General features: G+C 70.6%; 18 protein-coding genes, 1 pseudogene and 1 riboswitch. Of the genes and pseudogenes, 12 read left to right on the top strand and 7 right to left on the bottom strand.

Translation table 11 applies throughout. From position 1 onward, the window contains the following. Positions 1-158: 158 nt before the first annotated feature. Both ABZU99_RS05300 and ABZU99_RS05295 read left to right on the top strand, forming a co-directional pair. Entirely contained in the window at positions 159-716 is a 558-nt protein-coding gene (locus ABZU99_RS05300; protein WP_355947875.1) for a hypothetical protein, read from the top strand. A 30-nt stretch (positions 717-746) separates the two neighbouring features. Then, on the top strand, positions 747-1,886 hold the full coding sequence (locus ABZU99_RS05295) for a hypothetical protein (RefSeq protein ID WP_356045509.1): 1,140 nt from the start codon (positions 747-749) through the stop codon (positions 1,884-1,886). A gap of 49 nt (positions 1,887-1,935) precedes the next feature. On the opposite strand, the gene ABZU99_RS05290 is transcribed toward ABZU99_RS05295, so the two are convergent. Beyond that, a complete protein-coding gene (locus ABZU99_RS05290) occupies positions 1,936-2,682 on the bottom strand; it encodes a DUF4232 domain-containing protein (protein WP_356045512.1) in 747 nt (248 codons plus the stop codon). A gap of 285 nt (positions 2,683-2,967) precedes the next feature. Further along, a riboswitch (cyclic di-AMP (ydaO/yuaA leader) is annotated at positions 2,968-3,145 on the top strand. A gap of 5 nt (positions 3,146-3,150) precedes the next feature. On the opposite strand from ABZU99_RS05290, the gene ABZU99_RS05285 reads away from it, so the two are divergent. Further along, positions 3,151-4,380 (top strand): transglycosylase family protein, encoded by a 1,230-nt coding sequence (locus ABZU99_RS05285; protein ID WP_356045514.1) that lies wholly within the window; start codon positions 3,151-3,153, stop codon positions 4,378-4,380. Positions 4,381-4,490: 110 nt separating this feature from the next. On the opposite strand, the gene ABZU99_RS05280 is transcribed toward ABZU99_RS05285, so the two are convergent. Then, the gene (locus ABZU99_RS05280) at positions 4,491-4,778 is read right to left on the bottom strand and encodes a DUF1876 domain-containing protein (RefSeq protein ID WP_356045517.1); all 288 of its coding nucleotides are present in this window, start codon (positions 4,776-4,778) and stop codon (positions 4,491-4,493) included. A gap of 35 nt (positions 4,779-4,813) precedes the next feature. After that, a pseudogene (locus ABZU99_RS05275) lies at positions 4,814-5,440 on the bottom strand (phosphoribosyltransferase family protein); the annotation flags it as partial. Positions 5,441-5,538: 98 nt separating this feature from the next. Here ABZU99_RS05275 and ABZU99_RS05270 point away from each other — a divergent pair. After that, positions 5,539-5,778, top strand: a complete 240-nt coding sequence (locus ABZU99_RS05270) for a hypothetical protein (RefSeq protein ID WP_355947864.1) — start codon at positions 5,539-5,541, stop codon at positions 5,776-5,778. Beyond that, positions 5,775-6,533, top strand: coding sequence for a DUF72 domain-containing protein (locus ABZU99_RS05265; RefSeq protein WP_355947861.1), 759 nt, complete (start codon positions 5,775-5,777; stop codon positions 6,531-6,533). Before ABZU99_RS05270 ends, ABZU99_RS05265 begins: the two co-directional genes overlap by 4 nt. 6 nt (positions 6,534-6,539) lie before the next feature. On the opposite strand, the gene ABZU99_RS05260 is transcribed toward ABZU99_RS05265, so the two are convergent. Genes ABZU99_RS05260 through ABZU99_RS05245 form a run of 4 tightly spaced genes read right to left on the bottom strand, consistent with a single transcriptional unit; the run spans position 6,540 to position 10,859 of the window. Further along, positions 6,540-7,364: a carbohydrate ABC transporter permease gene (locus ABZU99_RS05260; protein ID WP_356045521.1), complete on the bottom strand. Its 825-nt coding sequence runs from the start codon at positions 7,362-7,364 to the stop codon at positions 6,540-6,542. Continuing rightward, the gene (locus tag ABZU99_RS05255) at positions 7,361-8,281 is read right to left on the bottom strand and encodes a sugar ABC transporter permease (protein ID WP_355947857.1); all 921 of its coding nucleotides are present in this window, start codon (positions 8,279-8,281) and stop codon (positions 7,361-7,363) included. Before ABZU99_RS05255 ends, ABZU99_RS05260 begins: the two co-directional genes overlap by 4 nt. Further along, a complete protein-coding gene (locus tag ABZU99_RS05250; RefSeq protein WP_356045524.1) occupies positions 8,278-9,708 on the bottom strand; it encodes an extracellular solute-binding protein in 1,431 nt (476 codons plus the stop codon). The genes ABZU99_RS05255 and ABZU99_RS05250 overlap by 4 nt, the downstream gene beginning before the upstream one ends. A gap of 41 nt (positions 9,709-9,749) precedes the next feature. Beyond that, entirely contained in the window at positions 9,750-10,859 is a 1,110-nt protein-coding gene (locus ABZU99_RS05245) for a carbohydrate kinase family protein (protein ID WP_356045527.1), read from the bottom strand. A gap of 121 nt (positions 10,860-10,980) precedes the next feature. Between ABZU99_RS05245 and ABZU99_RS05240 the strand changes: the two genes are divergently transcribed. The 7 genes from ABZU99_RS05240 to ABZU99_RS05210 all read left to right on the top strand — a co-directional run bounded on the left by ABZU99_RS05240 (position 10,981) and on the right by ABZU99_RS05210 (position 18,398). After that, entirely contained in the window at positions 10,981-11,742 is a 762-nt protein-coding gene (locus ABZU99_RS05240; protein ID WP_355947848.1) for a DeoR/GlpR family DNA-binding transcription regulator, read from the top strand. Further along, positions 11,739-13,136 carry a 6-phospho-beta-glucosidase gene (locus tag ABZU99_RS05235; RefSeq protein ID WP_355947845.1) on the top strand — a complete coding sequence of 466 codons (1,398 nt, stop codon included), beginning with the start codon at positions 11,739-11,741 and terminating at the stop codon, positions 13,134-13,136. Before ABZU99_RS05240 ends, ABZU99_RS05235 begins: the two co-directional genes overlap by 4 nt. A gap of 247 nt (positions 13,137-13,383) precedes the next feature. Further along, positions 13,384-14,145 (top strand): DeoR/GlpR family DNA-binding transcription regulator, encoded by a 762-nt coding sequence (locus ABZU99_RS05230; RefSeq protein ID WP_355947842.1) that lies wholly within the window; start codon positions 13,384-13,386, stop codon positions 14,143-14,145. A gap of 81 nt (positions 14,146-14,226) precedes the next feature. Further along, positions 14,227-15,582, top strand: coding sequence for a sugar ABC transporter substrate-binding protein (locus tag ABZU99_RS05225; RefSeq protein WP_356045531.1), 1,356 nt, complete (start codon positions 14,227-14,229; stop codon positions 15,580-15,582). Beyond that, complete coding sequence (locus tag ABZU99_RS05220) at positions 15,575-16,537, top strand: sugar ABC transporter permease (RefSeq protein ID WP_356045534.1); 963 nt, start codon at positions 15,575-15,577, stop codon at positions 16,535-16,537. The genes ABZU99_RS05225 and ABZU99_RS05220 overlap by 8 nt, the downstream gene beginning before the upstream one ends. Further along, entirely contained in the window at positions 16,534-17,412 is an 879-nt protein-coding gene (locus ABZU99_RS05215; RefSeq protein ID WP_355947833.1) for a carbohydrate ABC transporter permease, read from the top strand. The genes ABZU99_RS05220 and ABZU99_RS05215 overlap by 4 nt, the downstream gene beginning before the upstream one ends. Continuing rightward, positions 17,409-18,398 (top strand): zinc-dependent alcohol dehydrogenase family protein, encoded by a 990-nt coding sequence (locus tag ABZU99_RS05210; protein ID WP_355947831.1) that lies wholly within the window; start codon positions 17,409-17,411, stop codon positions 18,396-18,398. Before ABZU99_RS05215 ends, ABZU99_RS05210 begins: the two co-directional genes overlap by 4 nt. The last annotated feature ends 166 nt before the right edge of the window (positions 18,399-18,564 follow it).

Here is an 18,564-nt window from a genome sequence, read left to right as displayed (position 1 = left end):
CCATCATGGAGGTCCGTGGTCAGCGTCGATCACCGGGGGTCGGTGTATGGGACAGTGATCGTGGTGCAGGGCCGGGCCCGGAAGGTGTCTCCATGCGGGACAGCGGTGGCATATACGGTGGAGAAGCTGTGACGAGCTGCCGTACGGAGGGGGGAACGGTGGCCGGAGACGAGAACACCGAGGGCGAGGCGGTCGCGGGCAGGCTGCTCCTCGTGGAGTACGAGCAGGTGAAGGAGGAGCAGAGGGCGCGGATCGGGTTCCGCGACAATCTGCTCTACGCCACGCTCGCCTCCATGGCCGCCATCATTACCTTCTCCTTCCAGAACCACGGGCAGCCGGAGCTGCTTTTGCTGCTGCCCCCGGCGTCGACCCTGCTGGGCTGGGCGTATCTGGTCAACGACGAGAAGATATCGGCCATCGGGCGCTACATCCGCGAGGATCTGGGTCCGCGGCTGACGCTGCTCACGCCCGGCCGGCCGGCGGTCTTCGGATGGGAGACGGCCCATCGCGACGACCACCGCCGGATCTCCCGGAAGCGGCTGCAGCTCGCGGCCGATCTGCTGCTGTTCTGCGTGGCGCCGATCGCGGCACTCATCGTGTACTGGGCCTCGGAGCCGGTACGGGCGGTGCTGCTGGTGGTGTCCGTGGCCGAGGTGGCGCTGATCGCCGTACTGGCGGTGCAAATCGTGCTGTACGCGGATTCGCACCGGCCATAAGGTGCTCATGTCGACGCGAAAGGGGGAAGCTTGGGGGCCGATGACAACGGGGGGACGCGGCGGGCGGATGTGGTCGTCCTCACCGCGCTGGAGGTCGAGTACCGGGCGGTGCGCGCGCATCTGGAGGATCCGCGCCCGGTCCAGGCGGAGCGCGGGGCGCTGTTCGAGGTGGGCGCGTTCCGCGACGGGCCCCTCGAGCGGCGGGTCGCGATCCATATGACGGGTCCGGGGAATCCGGGCGCCGCGGCCTCGGTCGAGCGGGCCGCGGCGCTCTTCTCGCCCCGGGCGGTGCTGTTCGTAGGGGTGGCGGGCGGCCGTAAGGACGTCGTGCTGGGAGATGTGGTGGCCGCCGACGCGGTGTACGACTACGAGACCGGCAAGGACACCGAGTCGGGGTTCCTGCCCCGGCAGAAGACCTATCAGTCGGCGTACGGACTGGTGCAGCTGGCCCGGCTGGTGGCGGCGGGCGACGAGTGGCAGGGACGCATCCGCCCCCCGGACGAGGCGCCGCGCCCTCGCGCCCATGTGAAACCCGTCGCGGCGGGCGGACGGGTGGTGGCGCATCACCGATCGGACGTCGGGCTCAGACTGGCGGCGAGCGCGGGCGACGCCCTCGCGGTGGACATGGAGGGGTTCGGCTTTCTCGCGGGCGCGTATGTCAATCAGCATCTCGACGCGCTGGTGATCCGCGGTATCTCGGACCTTCTCGGGGACAAGGGCGAGGCGCACGACGAGCGCTGGCAGCCCATCGCGTCACGGCACGCGGCCGCATTCGCGTTCGAGCTGGTCGGCCGGATCCCGGTGGCGGCCCCTGCCCCGGCGGTCCGTCCCTCACCTGCCGGTACGCCGACCGCTACCGCCGTACCGGGCCGTCGCAGGCTGACGATCCAGGAGCTCGGCCGCCTGGCGGACGTACTGCTGGCCGTCCGGGGGCTGACCTCCCCCGCCCGCTGGCAGCAACTCCTCGATGAACTGCCCACCGTGGGCACCGCGGTGAGCCGCCAGTCGGCAAGCCGCGCGGAGGCGCTGGCCCTGCTGCGTACGTGTGAGGCGCACCGTGCGCTGAGGGAACTGGTGGACGTGGTCGCGGTCCTCGCGCCGGGCGACCCGGCGGCGGCCGAACTGGCCCGGCTCGTCGCGGAGCTGGGGCTGGGGCCGGAGCCGGAGTGACCGTCCGCGCCGTCCCCGGTGCGGCGGGCGGAGGGGGTGGCGGTTGGGCTCAGGTGCCCGTTCCGGAACCGACCGCCTCGACCTCGAAGACGCCTCCGCACACCCGGAAGGACCGCACCGGTACCTTCATCGCCCCGAAGGAATCCGGCGGATAGACGCGGATCTGGGCGGGGCTGCGCCGGCACGGGGTGTCGGTCGTGCCCTCATTGAGCGTGTGCAGGCTTGTGGAGGCGCTGCCGCCCGGCGGCAGGGAGACCGTGGAGCGGGTGGGGCCGCGCCGGGTGGCGGGGTCGCCGATCGCGGCGCCGGTGGAGTCGAGCAGCGAGACGCCGGGGAATCCGGTGAGGGTGCAGGTCGAGGACGACTTGTTGGTGAGGATCAGGGGCAGATACACATTGCCGGCGCCCACGTCCATCCGGCCGACCGTCAGCGTCAACTGCCCCTTGGAGCAGATGCGGCGCACGCCGGAGGCGGCGGCGGGCGCCGAAGAGGAGGAGTGCGAGGGGGATGTGTGCGCCGACTCCGTGGGCGGCTTCGCGCTGGGCGACGAGGGCCGTTCGCTCCGCGGGGCGGTGCTCGCGGACGATGCGGCCGGGCCGGGGGAGGCGCTCGCGGCGGACGAGTCGGCCGCCACGGATGAGGCCCCGGGCGAAGACGCCCCGTTCCCGGTATCGCTGCCGCAGGCCGTGGCCGTGGCCAGCGCGCCGACGAGCAGCGCGCCGACGAGCAGCGCGCTTAACGCCAGTGGCCGAGGCGGCCGGGATCGTGAAGTCGTCGTGCCGTTCCATCGCACCATGAGCGACCTCCCAGGTCCGCCGTCTGCCGGGTCACCGGCCGCGAGGGCGAGTGCCCCGATGCCCCCCGTCCATTCCCCTTTCGGGTCTCCCTTCCCCGCGTCCGCGCCCTTATGTGTGTCAGTACATTGATCACACGAGTAAGCCCCTTTCCCATTTCGGACTGTTCACCACAAACGGTCTCGATGCCTTGTCGTGACCAAATCGATGTGATTACTGTTCGGCACCCGTCGTTTTCGCGCACGGGTCTCCTTCGCCGGAGCGCCGAGTCCCGCCGTCGGCCGAGGGGTGTGACGACGACCTGTCACGGCGGGAGCGGGGGAACCAAGGTAGGCGCCGTACCGCGATCCACGCGGCACGGCTTGGGGTGAAGACGCGCGCCGCGGTGGACAGCACCGTGTGCGGGTGGCCGGGCAACTCCAGCCCGAACCCGACAGCTCACCTCGCAGGCGCAGGAGAGGAAGAGCTCAATGGCTGCACGCGGACGTCACCGCCGGCCCCGGCCTCGCCGCGTCTCCCGCGCCTCGCTCGCCGTCACCGCCGGCGGCGCCGGAGTCGCCCTGCCGCTCATCGGCGTCGGCCAGGCGAACGCCGCCTCCGTCAGCACCTGGGACAAGGTCGCGGAGTGCGAGTCCACCAACAACTGGAGCATCAACACCGGGAACGGCTTCTACGGCGGGCTCCAGTTCACCCAGAGCACTTGGCAGGCGTACGGCGGCACCGCCTACGCCGCCCGGGCCGACCTGGCCTCCAAGGCTCAGCAGATCGCGGTCGCGGAGAAGGTGCTCGCGAGCCAGGGTCCCGCCGCCTGGCCGGTCTGCTCGCTGAAGGCCGGCCTGACGCGCGGCGGCCCCGCCCCGGACACCTCTCCCGGTAGCCAGGCGTCCGGCAGCCAGACATCCGGCAGCCAGGACGCCCAGAAATCCGCCACCCCGACCCCGAAGGCCACCACCGAGGCGGCCCCCAAGGCCACCCCGAGAGCCGCCCCGAGGGCCACCCCCAAGGCTGTTCCGCAGTCCCCGTCGTACACCGTCGCCCGCGGTGACACGCTCTCCAGGATCGCCGACGCCCAGGACGTCGCGGGCGGCTGGGAGCGGCTCTACGAGACCAATCGCCGGGTCATCGGCGGCGACCCGGATCTCATTCTCCCCGGTCAGCGGCTCTCCCTCGACAGCCACCGCAACGCGCCCCGTGCCACCGCCACCCAGCGCACCGACGCGAAGCACGCGCAGGCGCAGGCGCACAAGAGCACGCCGCACAAGCGGCAGACGGGCACCGCCACCCGCTCGTCCTCGTCCTTCACCACGCCGGTCGGCAGCACTCTGGTCGGCACCCCGTACGGCGTATCCGGCAGCAACTGGTCGAGCGGCCATCACACGGGCACCGACTTCCCCGTCCCCGTCGGCACCCAGGTGCGGGCCGTGGGACCGGCCGAGGTGGTCGCGGCGGGCTGGGGCGGAGCGTACGGCTATCAGGTGGTGCTCCGGCACCCCGACGGCATGTACACCCAGTACGCCCATATGTCGGCGCTGTCGGTCCAGGTGGGCCAGTCGGTCGCCGGCGGCCAGCAGATAGGCAGCTCCGGCTCGACCGGCAACAGCACCGGTCCGCATGTGCACTTCGAGGTGCGCACCGGCCCCGACTACGGCTCGGACGTCAATCCGCTCGCCTATCTCCGGTCGAAGGGCGTCCACATCTGAGCGGCGGCTGAGCGGCGGACGAGCAGGAGCGTATGCCGCGGTGGGCCACCGCGGCGGGCGGGCAGTGGCGTATGCCGCGGTGGGCCACCGCGGCATACGCTCCCTCGTCCTTACATCGCCAGATGTGCCTTGGCGTGGGTGACTTCCTCGATGTCGCCACCGGCCTTGCCGATCAGCCGGTGCGCCAGATTGGTCAGCGCCCTCGCCGCCGCGATCTCCTCGCCGACCCTCGGCTGTGCGGGGTCGTCCGGGTTGCGGTTCGCCCGGCCCTGGGCGAGCATTTCCGTGCCGTCATGCATCCTCAGCCGGACGACCGCCTCGGTCAGCGGACCGATTTCCCGGAATTCCATCTGAATGTCGCATCCCACGATCGTCTCCATCGCGATCACCTCCTGCATCACCTTCCAGGATGCGCCTCTCCCGTCTCTCCAGTCGACCGGGACAGCAGGTCGACGACCTCGGTGTCCGACGTCTGGGAGAAGTCCTCGTACCACTCCCCCACCGCCGAGAAGTCCGTGGGCGTGGACAGGCTCACCACCTCGTCCGCGTCCTGGCGCAGCGACGCGACCGCGTCCGGGGGCGCCACCGGGACTGCCAGAACGACCCGGGCCGCACCCTGAGCCCGTGCGACGCGGCAGGCGGCCTGTGCCGTAGCTCCGGTCGCGATCCCGTCGTCCACGACGACCACCGTCCGGCCCTCGATCGGGATCCGCGGCCGGCCCCGGCGGAAGCGCCGCGCCTGACGCTCCAGCTCCACCTGCTCGCTCCGCTCCACCTCCGCGAGATCCCCCTCGTCGGCCCGGCTCATCCGGATGATCGCCTCGTGGACGACCCGGACGCCGCCCTCGCCGATGGCGCCGAAGCCCAGCTCCCGGTGGAAGGGGACGCCGAGCTTACGGACGATGATCACATCCAGCGGCGCCTCCAGCGCCTGGGCCACCTCGAAGGCCACCGGCACCCCGCCCCGGGGCAGCCCGAGGACCACAGGTTTCTCCTCGGCCAGGGGCCGCAGCCGCCCAGCGAGGCGCCGCCCGGCGTCCACACGATCGGTGAAGATCATCGCTCACCCCCGGCACATGGATCTGGACTTAAAAATCTCTGTCGGCCCGGTCGGCGCTCCCGACGCGCGGATGCGGACGGCTGCGGCACCCTGGAGGTATGGAGAACGCCACGATCCCGGGCGAATCCGGATACCCCGTCTTCGTCGAGTCATTCGCACACGACAGCCGCTACCGGCGGGTATGGCTGCGGGGCCTCGGCTGTGAGCCGCTCGAGCGGGAGGAGTTCGAACCGCGCGTCCGGCAGGTCTTCCCCGACATCGACTTCGACGACCCGGCCCAGGTCCACTGGGCCGACCGGCCCGGCCAGTGGCCGCCCTGGCACCCGGGCGAAGCATGACCGTCCTGGTCGGCACATCGGGGTGGCAGTACAAGGACTGGCGTGGCGATCTCTATCCGCCCGACTGCCCGCAACGGCTGTGGCTGGAGGAGTACGCACGTGCCTTCGCCACCGTCGAGAGCAACAACGCCTTCTACCGGCTGCCCGACCGCGATCAGTTCGCCACCTGGCGGAAGCGCACCCCCGACGACTTCGTGATGGCGGTCAAGGCCAGCCGCTATCTCACCCACATCAAGCGGCTCCGCGACCCGAGCGAGCCGGTGGCGCGGCTGATGGACCGCGCGGAGGGGCTCGGCGACCGGCTGGGCCCCGTCCTGCTGCAGCTGCCGCCGACCCTGCGGGCCGACGGCGAGCTGCTGGAGACCTGTCTGCGCTGCTTCCCCTCCGGGACCCGGGTGGCCGTCGAACCGCGCCACCCCTCGTGGTGGACCGATGAGATCCGCGCGGTGCTGGAGCGCCGCTCCGCCGCGCTCTGCTGGGCGGACCGGGGCTCCCGCCCGGTCACCCCGCTGTGGCGGAGCACCGAGTGGGGCTACCTCCGTTTCCACGGCGGGCGTGCCGAGCCCGCACCGCGCTACGGCCGCCAGGCGCTCGCCACCTGGGCGCGCCGCGTCGACGACACCTGGCCGGCCGACGCCGATGTCTATGTGTACTTCAACAACGACACGGGCGGGGCGGCCGTCCACGACGCGGCCGCCTTCGCCCGCTCCGTCTCCCGTCTCGGCCGCCCGGTCAGCCGTACGCCCTCGCTGTAGGCGGGCTCATTCCTTCACCGCTCCGCCCAGCATGCCCTCGATGAACCGGCGCTGAAGGGCCACGTAGACGACCACCACCGGCAGGGCGATCAGCACCGAGGCCGCCGCGAGCAGGGCCGCGTCCGAGCTGTGCTGCCCCTGGAAGAAGGCGAGGCCGAGGGGGACCGTGCGATGGGCCTCGTCGCTGACCATGACCAGGGCCATCAGGAACTCGTTCCAGGTCCACATGAAGGTGATGACGACCATGGTGGAGATCGCCGGGCGGCCCATCGGGACCAGGATGCGCCACAGCGTGGTCCAGGTGTTCGCGCCGTCCAGACGGGCCGCCTCGATCACCGCCCGTGCGCTGCCCCGGAAGTACGTCCGCATCCAGAAGACGCCGAAGGCGAGGGACTGCGCGGTCTGCGGGAGGATCAACGCCCAGTAGGTGTCGGTGAGTCCGGCGTACCGCAGATCGAAGTAGAGCGGGACGACCAGGGCCTCCTGGGGCAGGGCCAGCCCGATCACGAAGAGGTGGAAGAGCACCGTGGAGCCGGGGAAGCGCATCGCGCCGAAGGCGTAGGCGGCCAGGATCGCCAGGACGGTGGTGACGGCGACCACGACCGCCGTCACCAGCGCCGAGTTGCCCAGATAGGTCCCGAAGTGGCCGCGGCTCCAGGCGTCGGCGAAGTTGCTCCAGTGCAGTCCGCCCCGAGGCAGCGAGAACCCGGTGTCCAGGGAGTTCTGCGAGCCGAAGGCGGTGGCGAGGATGCCGATGACCGGGGTGAGCGCGATGAGGGAGAACAGGGCCAGAATGGCGTAGGTGACCGTGCGTTCGAGGCGTGTGATCATGCCCGCCGCCCTTCCACGAGCCGGGAGACCGTGACGGTCAGGACGAAGATCAGGGCCGTGAGGGCCACGCCGACGGCGGCGGCCGAGCCGACCTGGTTGGTCTCGAAGGCCCGGTGGTAGACCTCGTAGGCGGGCACGGAGGTGGAGTTGCCGGGGCCGCCGCTGGTGGTGATGTAGATGAGGTCGAAGTTGCGCAGCCCCGCGATGATCGTCAGGGTCAGCGCCACGGCGATCTGCGGCCGCAGGCCCGGCAGGGTGACGGTGAGGAACTCCCGGACCGCCCCCGCGCCGTCCATCCGCGCCGCCTCGTACAGCTCGCGTGGGATGCGCTGGGCCCCGGCGAGGAAGAGGACCACGCACAGTCCGGTGGAGACCCAGGTGCCGACGACACCGACGGCGGGCAGCGCCCAGGTGTAGTCGCCGAGCCAGGGGCGGGCGAGCCCGCCGAGGCCGACGGCGCGCAGGGTGTCGTTGAGCAGCCCGTCGGGGGCGAGGATGGAGCGCCAGGCCACGCCGACCACGATGAGGGCGAGGACCTGCGGCAGAAACAGCACCGTACGGAAGAAGGTCATCCCGCGCACCCGGACCCGGGACATCACGGCGGCCAGCAGCAGCCCGATGGCCACCGGAAGGGCCGAGTAGAAGACGAGCAGCACCAGCGCGTGCGCGAAGGGGGCGCGCAGGGCGGGGTCGCCGAACAGATCGCGGTAGTTGTCGAATCCGGCGGGGGTGGCCACCGTCAGCCCGTCCCAGTGGACGAACGACAGCCACACCGACTGTCCGAGGGGGTACAGCAGGAAGGCGGCGTAGAGCGCGAGCGCGGGCAGGAGGTAGAGATAGCCGACGGCGCGGGGCTCGCCGGGCGCCTGCCGCCGGTGGCCGCTCATCAGCGCCGTCAGCGAGCGGGGGCGCTTCATTTCGCCCCCGCCGGTGCGGTCTTGGCCGCATGGCGCTCACGCTGTTTCTCCATGAAGGCGCCGTAGTCCTTCTGCAGGGTCGTGGCCAGCTTCTCCGGTGAGGTCCTGCCGCTGACGACGCCCTGGAGCGCGGCCGAGAGGGTGTCGTAGAAGGTGGGCGTGGAGTAGTCCAGATACGGGACGAGTCCATCGGCGGCGCTCAGCCGCTTCCAGCCCGCGATCATCTGGCCGTCGACGGTGTCCGGCCTCACCCGCGCCGCGGCCTTGCCCGGTACGGCGGGCAGCACCCCGTGCTCGGTCATGACGTCCGCCGCGTGGGCATTGGTGAGGAAGTCCAGATAGGCGGCGGCCACCTCCGGGTGCCGGGAGCGGGAGGTGATGGACCAGGCGAGGCCCTGGCCGCCGGTGGTGACAGGGTCGCCGCCGGCGCTCGCGGGGGGCGGGGGCATGATCCCGAGCTTGTCGCCCATGGACTTCTTGAGGTCGGCCAGCAGCCAGATGCCGGTGCTCAGATACGCGCCGTCGCCGGAGGCGAACTTCTTGGCCGCGTCGTCGTAGCCGAGCCCGTTGGCGCCCCCCGGCAGATAGCCGCGCTTCATCCAGTCGGTGAGGGTCGCCGCGGCGTCCTTGGTGGCGGCGGTGTCGAAGCCGTCACCGCGGCCGAGGACGGTGTCGCGGGTGTGGGCGGCGGCATGCTGGTCCTGCAGCAGTCCGAAGGTGTGGATGGCCGGGTACTTGTCGAGGTTCCCGAACTGGATCGGCAGCTCGCCGCGGTCCTTGAGCCGGGCCAGGCCCTCGGTGAACTCGCCCCAGGTCTTCGGGGGCGTCAGGCCCGCCTTCTTCAGCAGGTCCTTGTTGTAGAAGAGGCCGATGTACTCACCGGTCTGGGAGATGCCGTAGAGCCGCCCCCTGCCGAAGTCGGTACCGTCGGCGGAGACCCGGTTCAGATTGAGCAGGGTGTTCGGGTAGCGGGAGTTCCAGTCGTAGATCCCGGCGTAGTTGTCGAGTGGGGCGAGCAGCCCGGCCTGGACGAACGCGACCATGTCCGGATAGCCCTGGTTGGCCTGGATGACATCCGGGGGGTTGTTGCCGGAGACGGCGAGCTTCAGCGTGGTCTTGAGATCGGTGAAGCTGCGGGCGACCCGCTTGATGCGCACATTGGGGTACTTCTTCTCGAACTCCCTGTTCAGCTGCTGGATTTCGCCGTTGGTCCCGCCGCGTATCTCCTGGTCCCATACGGTCAGCGTGGTCTTCCCGGCCTTCGCCGGATCGGGGACGGCGGTGGCCGCGCCGGTACCGGCACCGGCGGCCCCCGAGCCGTCGGTGCCGGGGACGCAGCCCGCGGCGAGCAGGGCGAGCCCGACGGCGAGCACGGCCGGCACGGCTCTGCGCCGCGCCCGGCGCGCCCGGGTACAGGGGAATCCCATGGAGTACTCCTCCAGTCGGTGATCGGGACCGCCGGGCATCGTCATTCGCCCCGGAAGCCGATGGTGGGCAGGGCGCGCAGCCGCGGGCAGTGGCGCACGGTGGCCGGAATCAGCCCGGTCAGGAAGTGGTAGCGGCGGGCGAGCTCGGCGGCGTCGGCCCCGCCGCCGGCCGACCGCTCCGTACGGTTCCACCACGCGGCCACCTCGGCCCAGCCGGGCGCGGCCAGCGAGCCGCCGAAGTGCTGCACCGAGAGGGCGGCGGTGAGGTTGGCGAAGGCGAGCCGGTCGGCGAGCGGCCAGCCCGCGAGCGTCCCGGTCATGAAGCCGGCGACGAAGACATCGCCGGCTCCGGTCGGGTCGAGCGCGTCCACGGGAAGGCCGGGCACCTCGGCGCTCTCCCCGGTGAGGGAGTCGATGGCCACGGCGCCCCCGGCGCCCCGGGTGACCACCGCGATCGGCACCCGGTCGGCCAGGGCGCGCACCGCCCGCTCGGGGCTGTCGGTGCGGGTGTAGCGCTGGGCCTCGGCCGCGTTGGGCAGGAACGCGTGGGCGTACGGCAGGTCGGGGAGGGCGGCGGGGTCCCAGCGGCCGGACTCGTCCCAGCCGACATCGGCGAAGATCTCGCTGCCCTGGGCGTGCGCCTGGCGCACCCAGTCCTCCTGCCGCCCCGGCTCGAAGGCGGTCACACAGGCGCGGGAGCGGGGCGGCGCGCCCTGGACGGCGGGCGGCGGGGCCGGGTGCTCATGGGTGACCATGGTGCGCTCGCCCTCGTACGCCATGGAGACGGTGACCGGTGAGTGCCAGCCGGGGACGCGCCGGGAGTGGGTGAGGTCGACGCCCTCGCCCATGGCCAGGCTCTCCCAGCAGTAGTCGCCGTAGACATCGGCGCCGAAGGCGGCGGCGAGCGTGGTGTGCAGTCCCAGCCGGGCGAGGGCCGTGGCCATGTTGGCGACGCCGCCGGGGCTCGATCCCATGCCACGGGCCCAGGACTCGGTGCCACGGATGGGGGCGTGGTCGAGCCCGGTGAAGATGATGTCCAGGAACACGGTTCCGGTGAGATAGACGTCGTGCTCGGGGTCCTCGGGGGCGCGCAGCGCCGCGAGCGGGTCGACCGGATGGGTCGGATCGGGTGTTGCGGCCGTGGTGCTCACCGACGCGCCTTTCTTGGTCGCCAGGACGGGGAGTGAGCGACACCTTGCACCCCAGCCCGCGCCCAATGCAAGAGGTCGGTCACAGTCGCGCAGACTCGCTCAGCTGGAGTAGGTTGCCACCATGCTGCGAGAGACCCGCCACGAGAAGCTGGTGAGCATCCTCGGCGAGGAGGGCGTGCTGCCGATCGGGGAGATCGCCAAGCGCCTGGGCATCAGCGAGGCCACGGCGCGCCGGGACCTCACCGAGCTGGGACGGGCCGGGCGGCTCACCCGGGTCTACGGCGGCGCGGTGGCCGCCCCTCAGCCGGATGAGGAGCGCCCGTTCGGTGAGGTGGCGGTCGACGACCTGGCCGAGAAGGAGGCGGTCGCCCGCCGCGCCGCCGAACTGGTCGCGGACGGCGACGTCCTGCTGCTGGACATCGGCACCACCACCCTCCAGCTCGCCAAGCAGCTGCGCGGCCGTCCGGTCACCATCGTGACCAGCAATCTCGCGATCTACGACGAGCTGCGTGACGACCCGCGGGTGACGCTGATCCTGCTGGGCGGCCAGGTGCGCGCCAACTACCGGTCCCTGGTCGGGTTTCTCACCGAGTCCAACATCCGGCAGCTGCATGTCGGTCGGCTCTTCCTGGGCGCGAGCGGTGTGCTGCCCGACGGCAGCGTGCTGGACAGCACGCATGTGGAGGTGCCGGTCAAACGGGCCATGCTCGGCTCCACCCGGGAGGTGGTGCTGCTGGTCACCGCGGGGAAGTTCCCCGGGGACACCGGCCTTGCCCGGATCTGCGGACCTGAGCGGATCGACACCCTGATCACCAACAAGACATCCGACCCGGCGACGCTCGCCGTGTTCCGCGAGGCCGATGTGGAGGTAGTGACCGTATGAGGCTGACTGTGCTGGGCGGCGGCGGGTTCCGTATGCCCCTGGTGTACCGGGCCCTGCTGGAGGACACCGGGGACGACGCCGGGCGCTGCACCGAGCTGGTGCTGTACGACACCGACCGGGGCCGGCTGGACGCGATCGGCGCCGTCCTGGCCGAGCAGGCGCAGGGCCGTCCCGGCGCCCCCGCGGTCCGGGCCACCACCGACCTCGACGACGCGCTGCGCGGCGCCGACTTCATCTTCTCCGCGATCCGCGTCGGCGGTCTGGAGGGCCGGGCGATGGATGAGCGCGTCCCGCTGGGCGAGGGCGTGCTCGGGCAGGAGACGGTCGGCGCGGGCGGGGTGCTCTACGGACTGCGCACCCTGCCCGTGGCGATGCGGATCGCCGGGCGGATCGCCGCCGTGGCCCCGGACGCCTGGGTCATCAACTTCACCAACCCGGCGGGCATGGTCACCGAGGCGATGCAGCGGGTGCTCGGCGACCGGGTGATCGGCATCTGCGACTCACCGGTCGGATTGTGCCGCCGCGCCGCGCGGGCGCTCGGCGCCGACCCGGACCGGGCCTCCTACGACTACGTCGGCCTCAATCACCTCGGCTGGCTGCGCGGGGTGATCGTGGACGGGCGGGACCGGATGCCCGAACTGCTCGGCGACGCCGCCGCGCTGGAGTCCTTCGAGGAGGGCAAGCTCTTCGGGGCGGAGTGGCTTCAGGCGCTCGGCGCGCTGCCCAATGAGTATCTGCACTACTACTACTTCAACCGCGAGGCGGTCGACTCCATCCGGCAGGCACCGGCCACCCGTGGCGAGTTCCTCCGGGAGCAGCAGGCCCGGTTCTACGAGAAAGTGCGCTCGGGCGCCACCGGGGCGCTCGCGGCGTGGGAGCGGACCCGGCTGGAGCGCGAGGCGACGTACATGGCCGAGAGCCGCGAGGCCACCGGCGGCTGGGAGCGCGACTCCTGCGATCTGGACGGCGGCGGCTACGACCGGATCGCGCTGGCCCTCATGCGCGCCATCGCCCGCAACGAGCGCGCCACGCTCATCCTCAACGTCCGCAACCGCACGGCCGTACCCGGGCTCGACGCCGACGCCGTGGTGGAGGTGCCCGCCCTGGTGGACGCGGGCGGAGCGCGCCCGCTGGCGGTCGGCGCGGTGGCGCCGGACCAGCTCGGGCTGATGCTGTCGCTGAAGGCCGTGGAGCGCTCGGCCATCGAGGCGGCGACGACCGAATCGGGCACCCGTACGGGCAGGGCCCGCGCCGCGGCCCTGCGGGCACTCGCCCTTCACCCGCTGGTGGATTCGGTCAACGTCGCCGGCCGGATCCTCGACGCCTCGGGGGCGTCGGACCGTTTCCAGCCCCGGCCTGGGCCTATGTCCGAACGGGCATGGACCGGCTCCTGAACGCGCCCGGTCGGGCCCCGCTTACGCCCTCTTCACGGAAGCGGGCGGGAAACAGGCGCACCGGGCGCACACTCAGGCATCCGCCATCCTCGCCCTGTGGGTCTTTACCCGCATTGACCTGCCAAGATAACGTTCCCGAAACGGGCGTATACGGGCATGATCTCCTCTGTGCCAAGCCTGGCCTTGACGTTGCGTGCTTGTAAAACTTCCACGCAAGCCCGAAGACCGACGTGGCAGGAGGTGCGGTGTGGACGCGGAGGAACGCCGTCGGGAGATCCTCGACATGGCCCGCCGGGCCGGCGTCGTCGACGTCGGCAAACTCGCCGCCGACCTCGGGGTGTCCAAGGAAACGGTGCGGCGCGATCTGCGGGTGCTGGAGGAGCACGGCCTGGTACGGCGTACCCACGGCGGCGCCTATCCCGTGGAGAGCGCCGGCTTCGAGACCACCCTGGCCTTCCGCACCACCATGCATGTCCCGGAGAAGTCACGGATCGCCACCGCGACGGCGGATCTCCTGGGCGATGCCGAGACGGTCTTCATCGACGAGGGATTCACCCCCCAGCTGATCGCGGAGGCCCTGCCCCAGGACCGGCCGCTCACCGTGATCACCGCCTCCCTCGCGACCGCGGGCGGCCTCGCCACCCGCGAGAACACCACCGTGCTGCTCCTCGGCGGCCGGGTGCGCGGCGGCACCATGGCCACCGTCGACCACTGGGCGACGCACATGCTCTCCGGCTTCGTCATCGATCTGGCCTTCATCGGCGCCAACGGCATATCCCGCCAGTACGGCCTCACCACCCCCGATCCGGCGGTCAGTGAGGTCAAGGCGCAGGTCGTCCGGGTGTCCCGGCGGAAGATCTTCGCCGGGGTGCACACCAAATTCGGGGCCGTCAGCTTCTGCCGGTTCGCGGATGTGTCCGACTTCGAAACGATCGTGACCGACACCGGGCTCCCGCTGACCGAGGCACATCGCTACTCGCTGCTGGGGCCGCAGATCATCCGGGTCTGACGGGCCACAGCGCTTTCTTCCGTTGTTCCGTTCTTCCGCTGTCTGCGTTTCCTTCCTCACGTCCCTTCGATTGGACCCGTTATGCCAGTCCTTACTCTTCGTGCTGCCCGGATACCGGTGGTGGCCCTGACCGCCGGAGCGCTCCTCGCGGGGTGCGCCGGTATGGGGGGCGGCAGCTCCGGCGGCGACAGCATCAATGTGCTGATGGTCAACAATCCCCAGATGATGGAGTTGCAGAAGCTCACCGCGATCCACTTCACCAGGGAAACGGGCATCAAGGTGCACTTCACGGTGATGCCGGAGAACGACGTCCGCGACAAGATCAGCCAGGATTTCTCCAATCAGGCCGGGCAGTACGACGTCGCCACCATCAGCAATTTCGAGGTGCCCTTCTTCGCCGAGAACAGCTGGCTGCTGCCGCTGGACGACTATGTCGCCAAGGACAGGGCCTTCGGCCAGAAGGACATCCTTCCCCCGATGCGGGAGTCGCTGACCGCGGGTGACGGCCAGCTGTACGGCGAGCCCTTCTACGGCGAGTCGTCGTTCCTGATGTACCGCAAGGACATCTTCGCCGAGAAGCATCTGACGATGCCCGAGCGGCCCACCTGGAACCAGGTCGCGGACCTCGCGGCCAAGGCCGACGGCGCCCGCAAGGGAATGAACGGCATCTGTCTGCGCGGGCTGCCCGGCTGGGGCGAGCTGATGGCCCCGCTCACCACGGTCGTCAACACCTTCGGCGGGACCTGGTTCACCAAGGACTGGAAGGCACGGCTCACTTCGCCCGAGTTCACCAAGGCGACAAAGTTCTATGTCGACTTGGTCCGCAAGCACGGCGAGGCCGGCGCGGCCCAGTCCGGGTTCGCCGAGTGCCTCAACAACCTCACCCAGGGCAAGAGCGCCATGTGGTACGACGCCACCTCGGCCGCCGGTTCGCTGGAGGCGGCCAAGTCCCCGGTGAAGGGCAAGATCGGGTACGTCCAGGCGCCGGTGGTGAGGACCAGGAGCTCCGGCTGGCTCTACACCTGGGCCTGGGGCATCCAGAAGGCGTCGCGCAACGCCGACAACGCATGGAAGTTCGTCTCCTGGGCCTCCAGCAAGAAGTACGAGCACCTGGTCGGCAAGACCTTCGGCTGGGCCAACGTCCCCGCGGGCAAGCGGGCGTCCACCTACGCCAACGCGGACTACCGCAAGTCCGCGGGCACGTTCTCCGAGGTCACCCGCAGGGCCATCACCGGCGCCAAGCCGCGCGACCCCGGGGTGCAGCCGCGGCCGACCATCGGCATCCAGTTCGTCGACATCCCCGAGTTCGCCGATCTCGGCACCAAGGTCGCCCAGGAGATCAGCGCCGCCATCGCCGGAAAGCAGTCCGTCGATTCGGCATTGAAGAAGTCGCAGAAGCTGGCCGAGAAGGTTGGCGAGGAGTACCGAGATGAGTAATCCGACGACGGCGGTCCCCGTACGCGGCGGACGGCCACCCACCGTGGCCACCGCCCCCGAGCGCACGCTGCGGCCGGGCAGGAACCGGGCCCGCGAATGGGCCACCCGGGCGCCGCTGATGCCCGCGCTGATCTTCCTGATCGTGGTCACCCAGCTTCCGTTTGTGGCCACGTTGGTGATCTCCTTCTTCGACTGGAACTCCTTCCGGCCCGACGCCCGCGAGTTCGCGGGGCTGGACAACTACAAGACCGTGGCGAGCGACGCGGCGCTGCGCGACTCCATCCTGACCACCGTCCTGCTGACCGCGACCGTGGTGATCGTCAGCGTGGTGCTGGGACTGGCGCTGGCGCTGCTGCTGGACCGCGGGTTCCGCGGCCGGGGAATTGTCCGGACCATGCTTATCGCACCGTTTCTGCTGGTCCCGGTCGCGTCCGCCCTGCTGTGGAAGCACGCGCTGTACAATCCGGAGTACGGGCTGTTCAACGGTGTGCTCAATTGGCTGGGCGGGCCACAACCCGACTGGATCTCCGATCTGCCGCTGATGGCGGTGGAGGCATCGCTGATCTGGCAGTGGACACCGTTCATGATGCTGATCCTGCTGGCCGGACTGCAGAGCCGCCCGCTGGACATGATCGAGGCGGCCCGGCTGGACGGCGCCGGCAACTGGCAGATCTTCCGCTTTCTGACGCTGCCCCATCTGCGCCGCTATCTGGAGCTCGGCACCCTGCTCGGGTCGATCTACATCGTGCAGAACTTCGACGCCGTCTTCACCCTCACCCGGGGCGGGCTCGACACCGCCAACCTCCCTTACACCATCTACGAAACCTTCTACAACGCCCACGAGTACGGGCTGGCATCGGCCGCGGGTGTGCTGGTGGTGATCGGCACGATCATCATCGCCACCTTCGCGCTGCGCGTGGTGTCGTCCCTCTTCCGTGAGGAGTCCCGCGCATGACCTCCTTGACCGCCCCCGCGGCCGTCACCGCGATCCCGCCGGCCACCCGCCGGGCCCGGCGCCGTGGTGCGGCGCTCGGCCTGGTGGCCTGGTTCGTCGGCATCGTGTTCGCCCTGCCGGTGCTGTGGATGACGCTGACGTCGTTCCATTCCGAGCCGAACGCCGCCACCAACCCGCCCTCGCTGACCGCCCCGCTCACCCTCGACGGCTACCGCGAGTTCTTCGGGGCGGGCGGCGGGGCCAGCCCCTGGCCCGCGCTGCTCAACTCGATGGGCACGTCGGTTTTCTCCACCTGCTTTGTGCTGCTGCTGGCGCTTCCGGCGGCGTACGCGCTGTCGATCCGGCGGGTGCGCAAGTGGACGGACGTCATGTTCTTCTTCCTGTCCACCAAGATGCTGCCGGTGGTGGCCGGGCTGCTGCCGGTGTATCTGTTCGCAAAGAACATCGACTTCCTGGACAACGTCTGGCTGCTCGTCATCCTCTACACCTCGATGAATCTGCCGATCGCCGTGTGGATGATGCAGTCCTTCCTCGCCGATATCCCCGTGTCCATCATCGAGGCCGCCCAGATGGACGGGGCCCGGCTGCCGACCATTCTGACCCGGGTGATCGCCCCGATCGCCGGCCCCGGCATCGCGGCCACCTCGCTGATCTGTTTCATCTTCAGCTGGAACGAGATGCTCTTCGCCCAAGTGCTCACCGGTGTGGTCGCCCAGACCGCCCCGGCGTTCCTGACCGGCTTCGTCACGAGCCAGGGCCTCTTCCTCGCCCAGGTGTGTGCCGCGTCGATCGTCGTTTCCCTACCGGTGCTCGCCGCCGGCTTCGCCGCCCAGGACAAGCTGGTCCAGGGCCTGTCGCTAGGAGCAGTCAAATGAGGGCCGCCGTCATCGAAGCCCCCGGCAAGGTCACCGTCACCACCGTCCCGGACCCCACCCCGGGACCGCGTGAGGTCCTGGTCGATGTGGCGGCCTGTGGTCTGTGTGGGACCGATCTGCACATTCTGCGGGGGGAGTTCGCACCGACGCTGCCGATCGTCCCCGGGCATGAGTTCGCCGGAGTGGTCGCGGCCATCGGCGGCGAGGTCACCGAGGTGGCGGTGGGCGACCGGGTCGCCGTGGACCCCTCGCTGCACTGCCACGAGTGCCGCTACTGCCGGATGGGCCGGGGCAATCTGTGCGACAACTGGAACGCCATCGGCGTCAGCGTCCCCGGCGGCGCCGCCGAGTTCGCGGTCGCCCCGGTGGCCAACTGCGTCAAGCTGCCCGAGCAGGTGGACGTGGCCGACGCCGCCCTGATCGAGCCGCTGTCCTGTGCGGTGCGCGGCTATGACGTGCTCAGCGGCAATCTGGGCGCGGAGGTGCTGATCTACGGGTCCGGCACCATGGGGCTGATGATGCTGGAGCTGGCCAAGCGGACCGGTGCCACCAGCGTCGACGTCATCGATGTGAACCCGGAGCGGCTGGCCACCGCCCGTACGCTCGGCTGCAGCCGGGCGAGCGGCTCGGCGGACGCGCTGGAGCAGCCGCGCGGCTGGGACGTGGTCATCGACGCCACGGGTAATCAGGCCGCCATCCAGGACGGGTTGGGCCGGGTGGCCAAGGCCGGCACGTTCCTGCAGTTCGGTGTCTCCGACTATGCGACGCGGGCCACCATCGAGCCGTACAAGATCTACAACCAGGAGATCACCATCACCGGCTCGATGGCCGTGCTGCACAGCTATGAGCGGGCCGCCGGGCTGTTCGCGGCGGGGGTGCTCGATCCGCAGATCTTCATCAGCCACCGGCTGCCGCTGGAGGAGTACCCGAAGGCGCTGGAGCAGTTCCAGTCCGGCCAGGGGCGCAAGATCGTCGTCGTTCCCTAGAACCGGTCGCCGTAGACCCGGTCGCCGTAGGCCCGGTCGCCGTAGGCCCGGTCGCCGTAGGCCCCGTCGCCGTAGGCCCCGTCGCCGTAGGCCCCGTCGCCGTAGGCCCCGTCGCCGTAGGCCCCGTCGCCGTAGGCCCCGTCGCCGTAGGCCCCGTCGCCGTACG

The organism is Streptomyces sp. NPDC005266 (assembly GCF_040607655.1).
In the GTDB taxonomy this organism is placed as follows: Bacteria; Actinomycetota; Actinomycetes; order Streptomycetales; family Streptomycetaceae; genus Streptomyces.
Note: the sequence above shows the minus strand (reverse complement) of the source record. Positions and strands in the feature narration are given on the sequence as shown.

Bases quoted from the DNA above. Each gene is read 5' to 3' on its own strand.
- ABZU99_RS05290 (WP_356045512.1), bottom strand. From the start codon at position 2,682: ATGGTGCGATGGAACGGCACGACGACTTCACGATCCCGGCCGCCTCGG.
- ABZU99_RS05285 (WP_356045514.1), top strand. From the start codon at position 3,151: ATGGCTGCACGCGGACGTCACCGCCGGCCCCGGCCTCGCCGCGTCTCC.
- ABZU99_RS05280 (WP_356045517.1), bottom strand. From the start codon at position 4,778: ATGCAGGAGGTGATCGCGATGGAGACGATCGTGGGATGCGACATTCAG.
- ABZU99_RS05270 (WP_355947864.1), top strand. From the start codon at position 5,539: ATGGAGAACGCCACGATCCCGGGCGAATCCGGATACCCCGTCTTCGTC.
- ABZU99_RS05265 (WP_355947861.1), top strand. From the start codon at position 5,775: ATGACCGTCCTGGTCGGCACATCGGGGTGGCAGTACAAGGACTGGCGT.
- ABZU99_RS05260 (WP_356045521.1), bottom strand. From the start codon at position 7,364: ATGATCACACGCCTCGAACGCACGGTCACCTACGCCATTCTGGCCCTG.
- ABZU99_RS05255 (WP_355947857.1), bottom strand. From the start codon at position 8,281: ATGAAGCGCCCCCGCTCGCTGACGGCGCTGATGAGCGGCCACCGGCGG.
- ABZU99_RS05250 (WP_356045524.1), bottom strand. From the start codon at position 9,708: ATGGGATTCCCCTGTACCCGGGCGCGCCGGGCGCGGCGCAGAGCCGTG.
- ABZU99_RS05240 (WP_355947848.1), top strand. From the start codon at position 10,981: ATGCTGCGAGAGACCCGCCACGAGAAGCTGGTGAGCATCCTCGGCGAG.
- ABZU99_RS05235 (WP_355947845.1), top strand. From the start codon at position 11,739: ATGAGGCTGACTGTGCTGGGCGGCGGCGGGTTCCGTATGCCCCTGGTG.
- ABZU99_RS05225 (WP_356045531.1), top strand. From the start codon at position 14,227: ATGCCAGTCCTTACTCTTCGTGCTGCCCGGATACCGGTGGTGGCCCTG.
- ABZU99_RS05220 (WP_356045534.1), top strand. From the start codon at position 15,575: ATGAGTAATCCGACGACGGCGGTCCCCGTACGCGGCGGACGGCCACCC.
- ABZU99_RS05215 (WP_355947833.1), top strand. From the start codon at position 16,534: ATGACCTCCTTGACCGCCCCCGCGGCCGTCACCGCGATCCCGCCGGCC.
- ABZU99_RS05210 (WP_355947831.1), top strand. From the start codon at position 17,409: ATGAGGGCCGCCGTCATCGAAGCCCCCGGCAAGGTCACCGTCACCACC.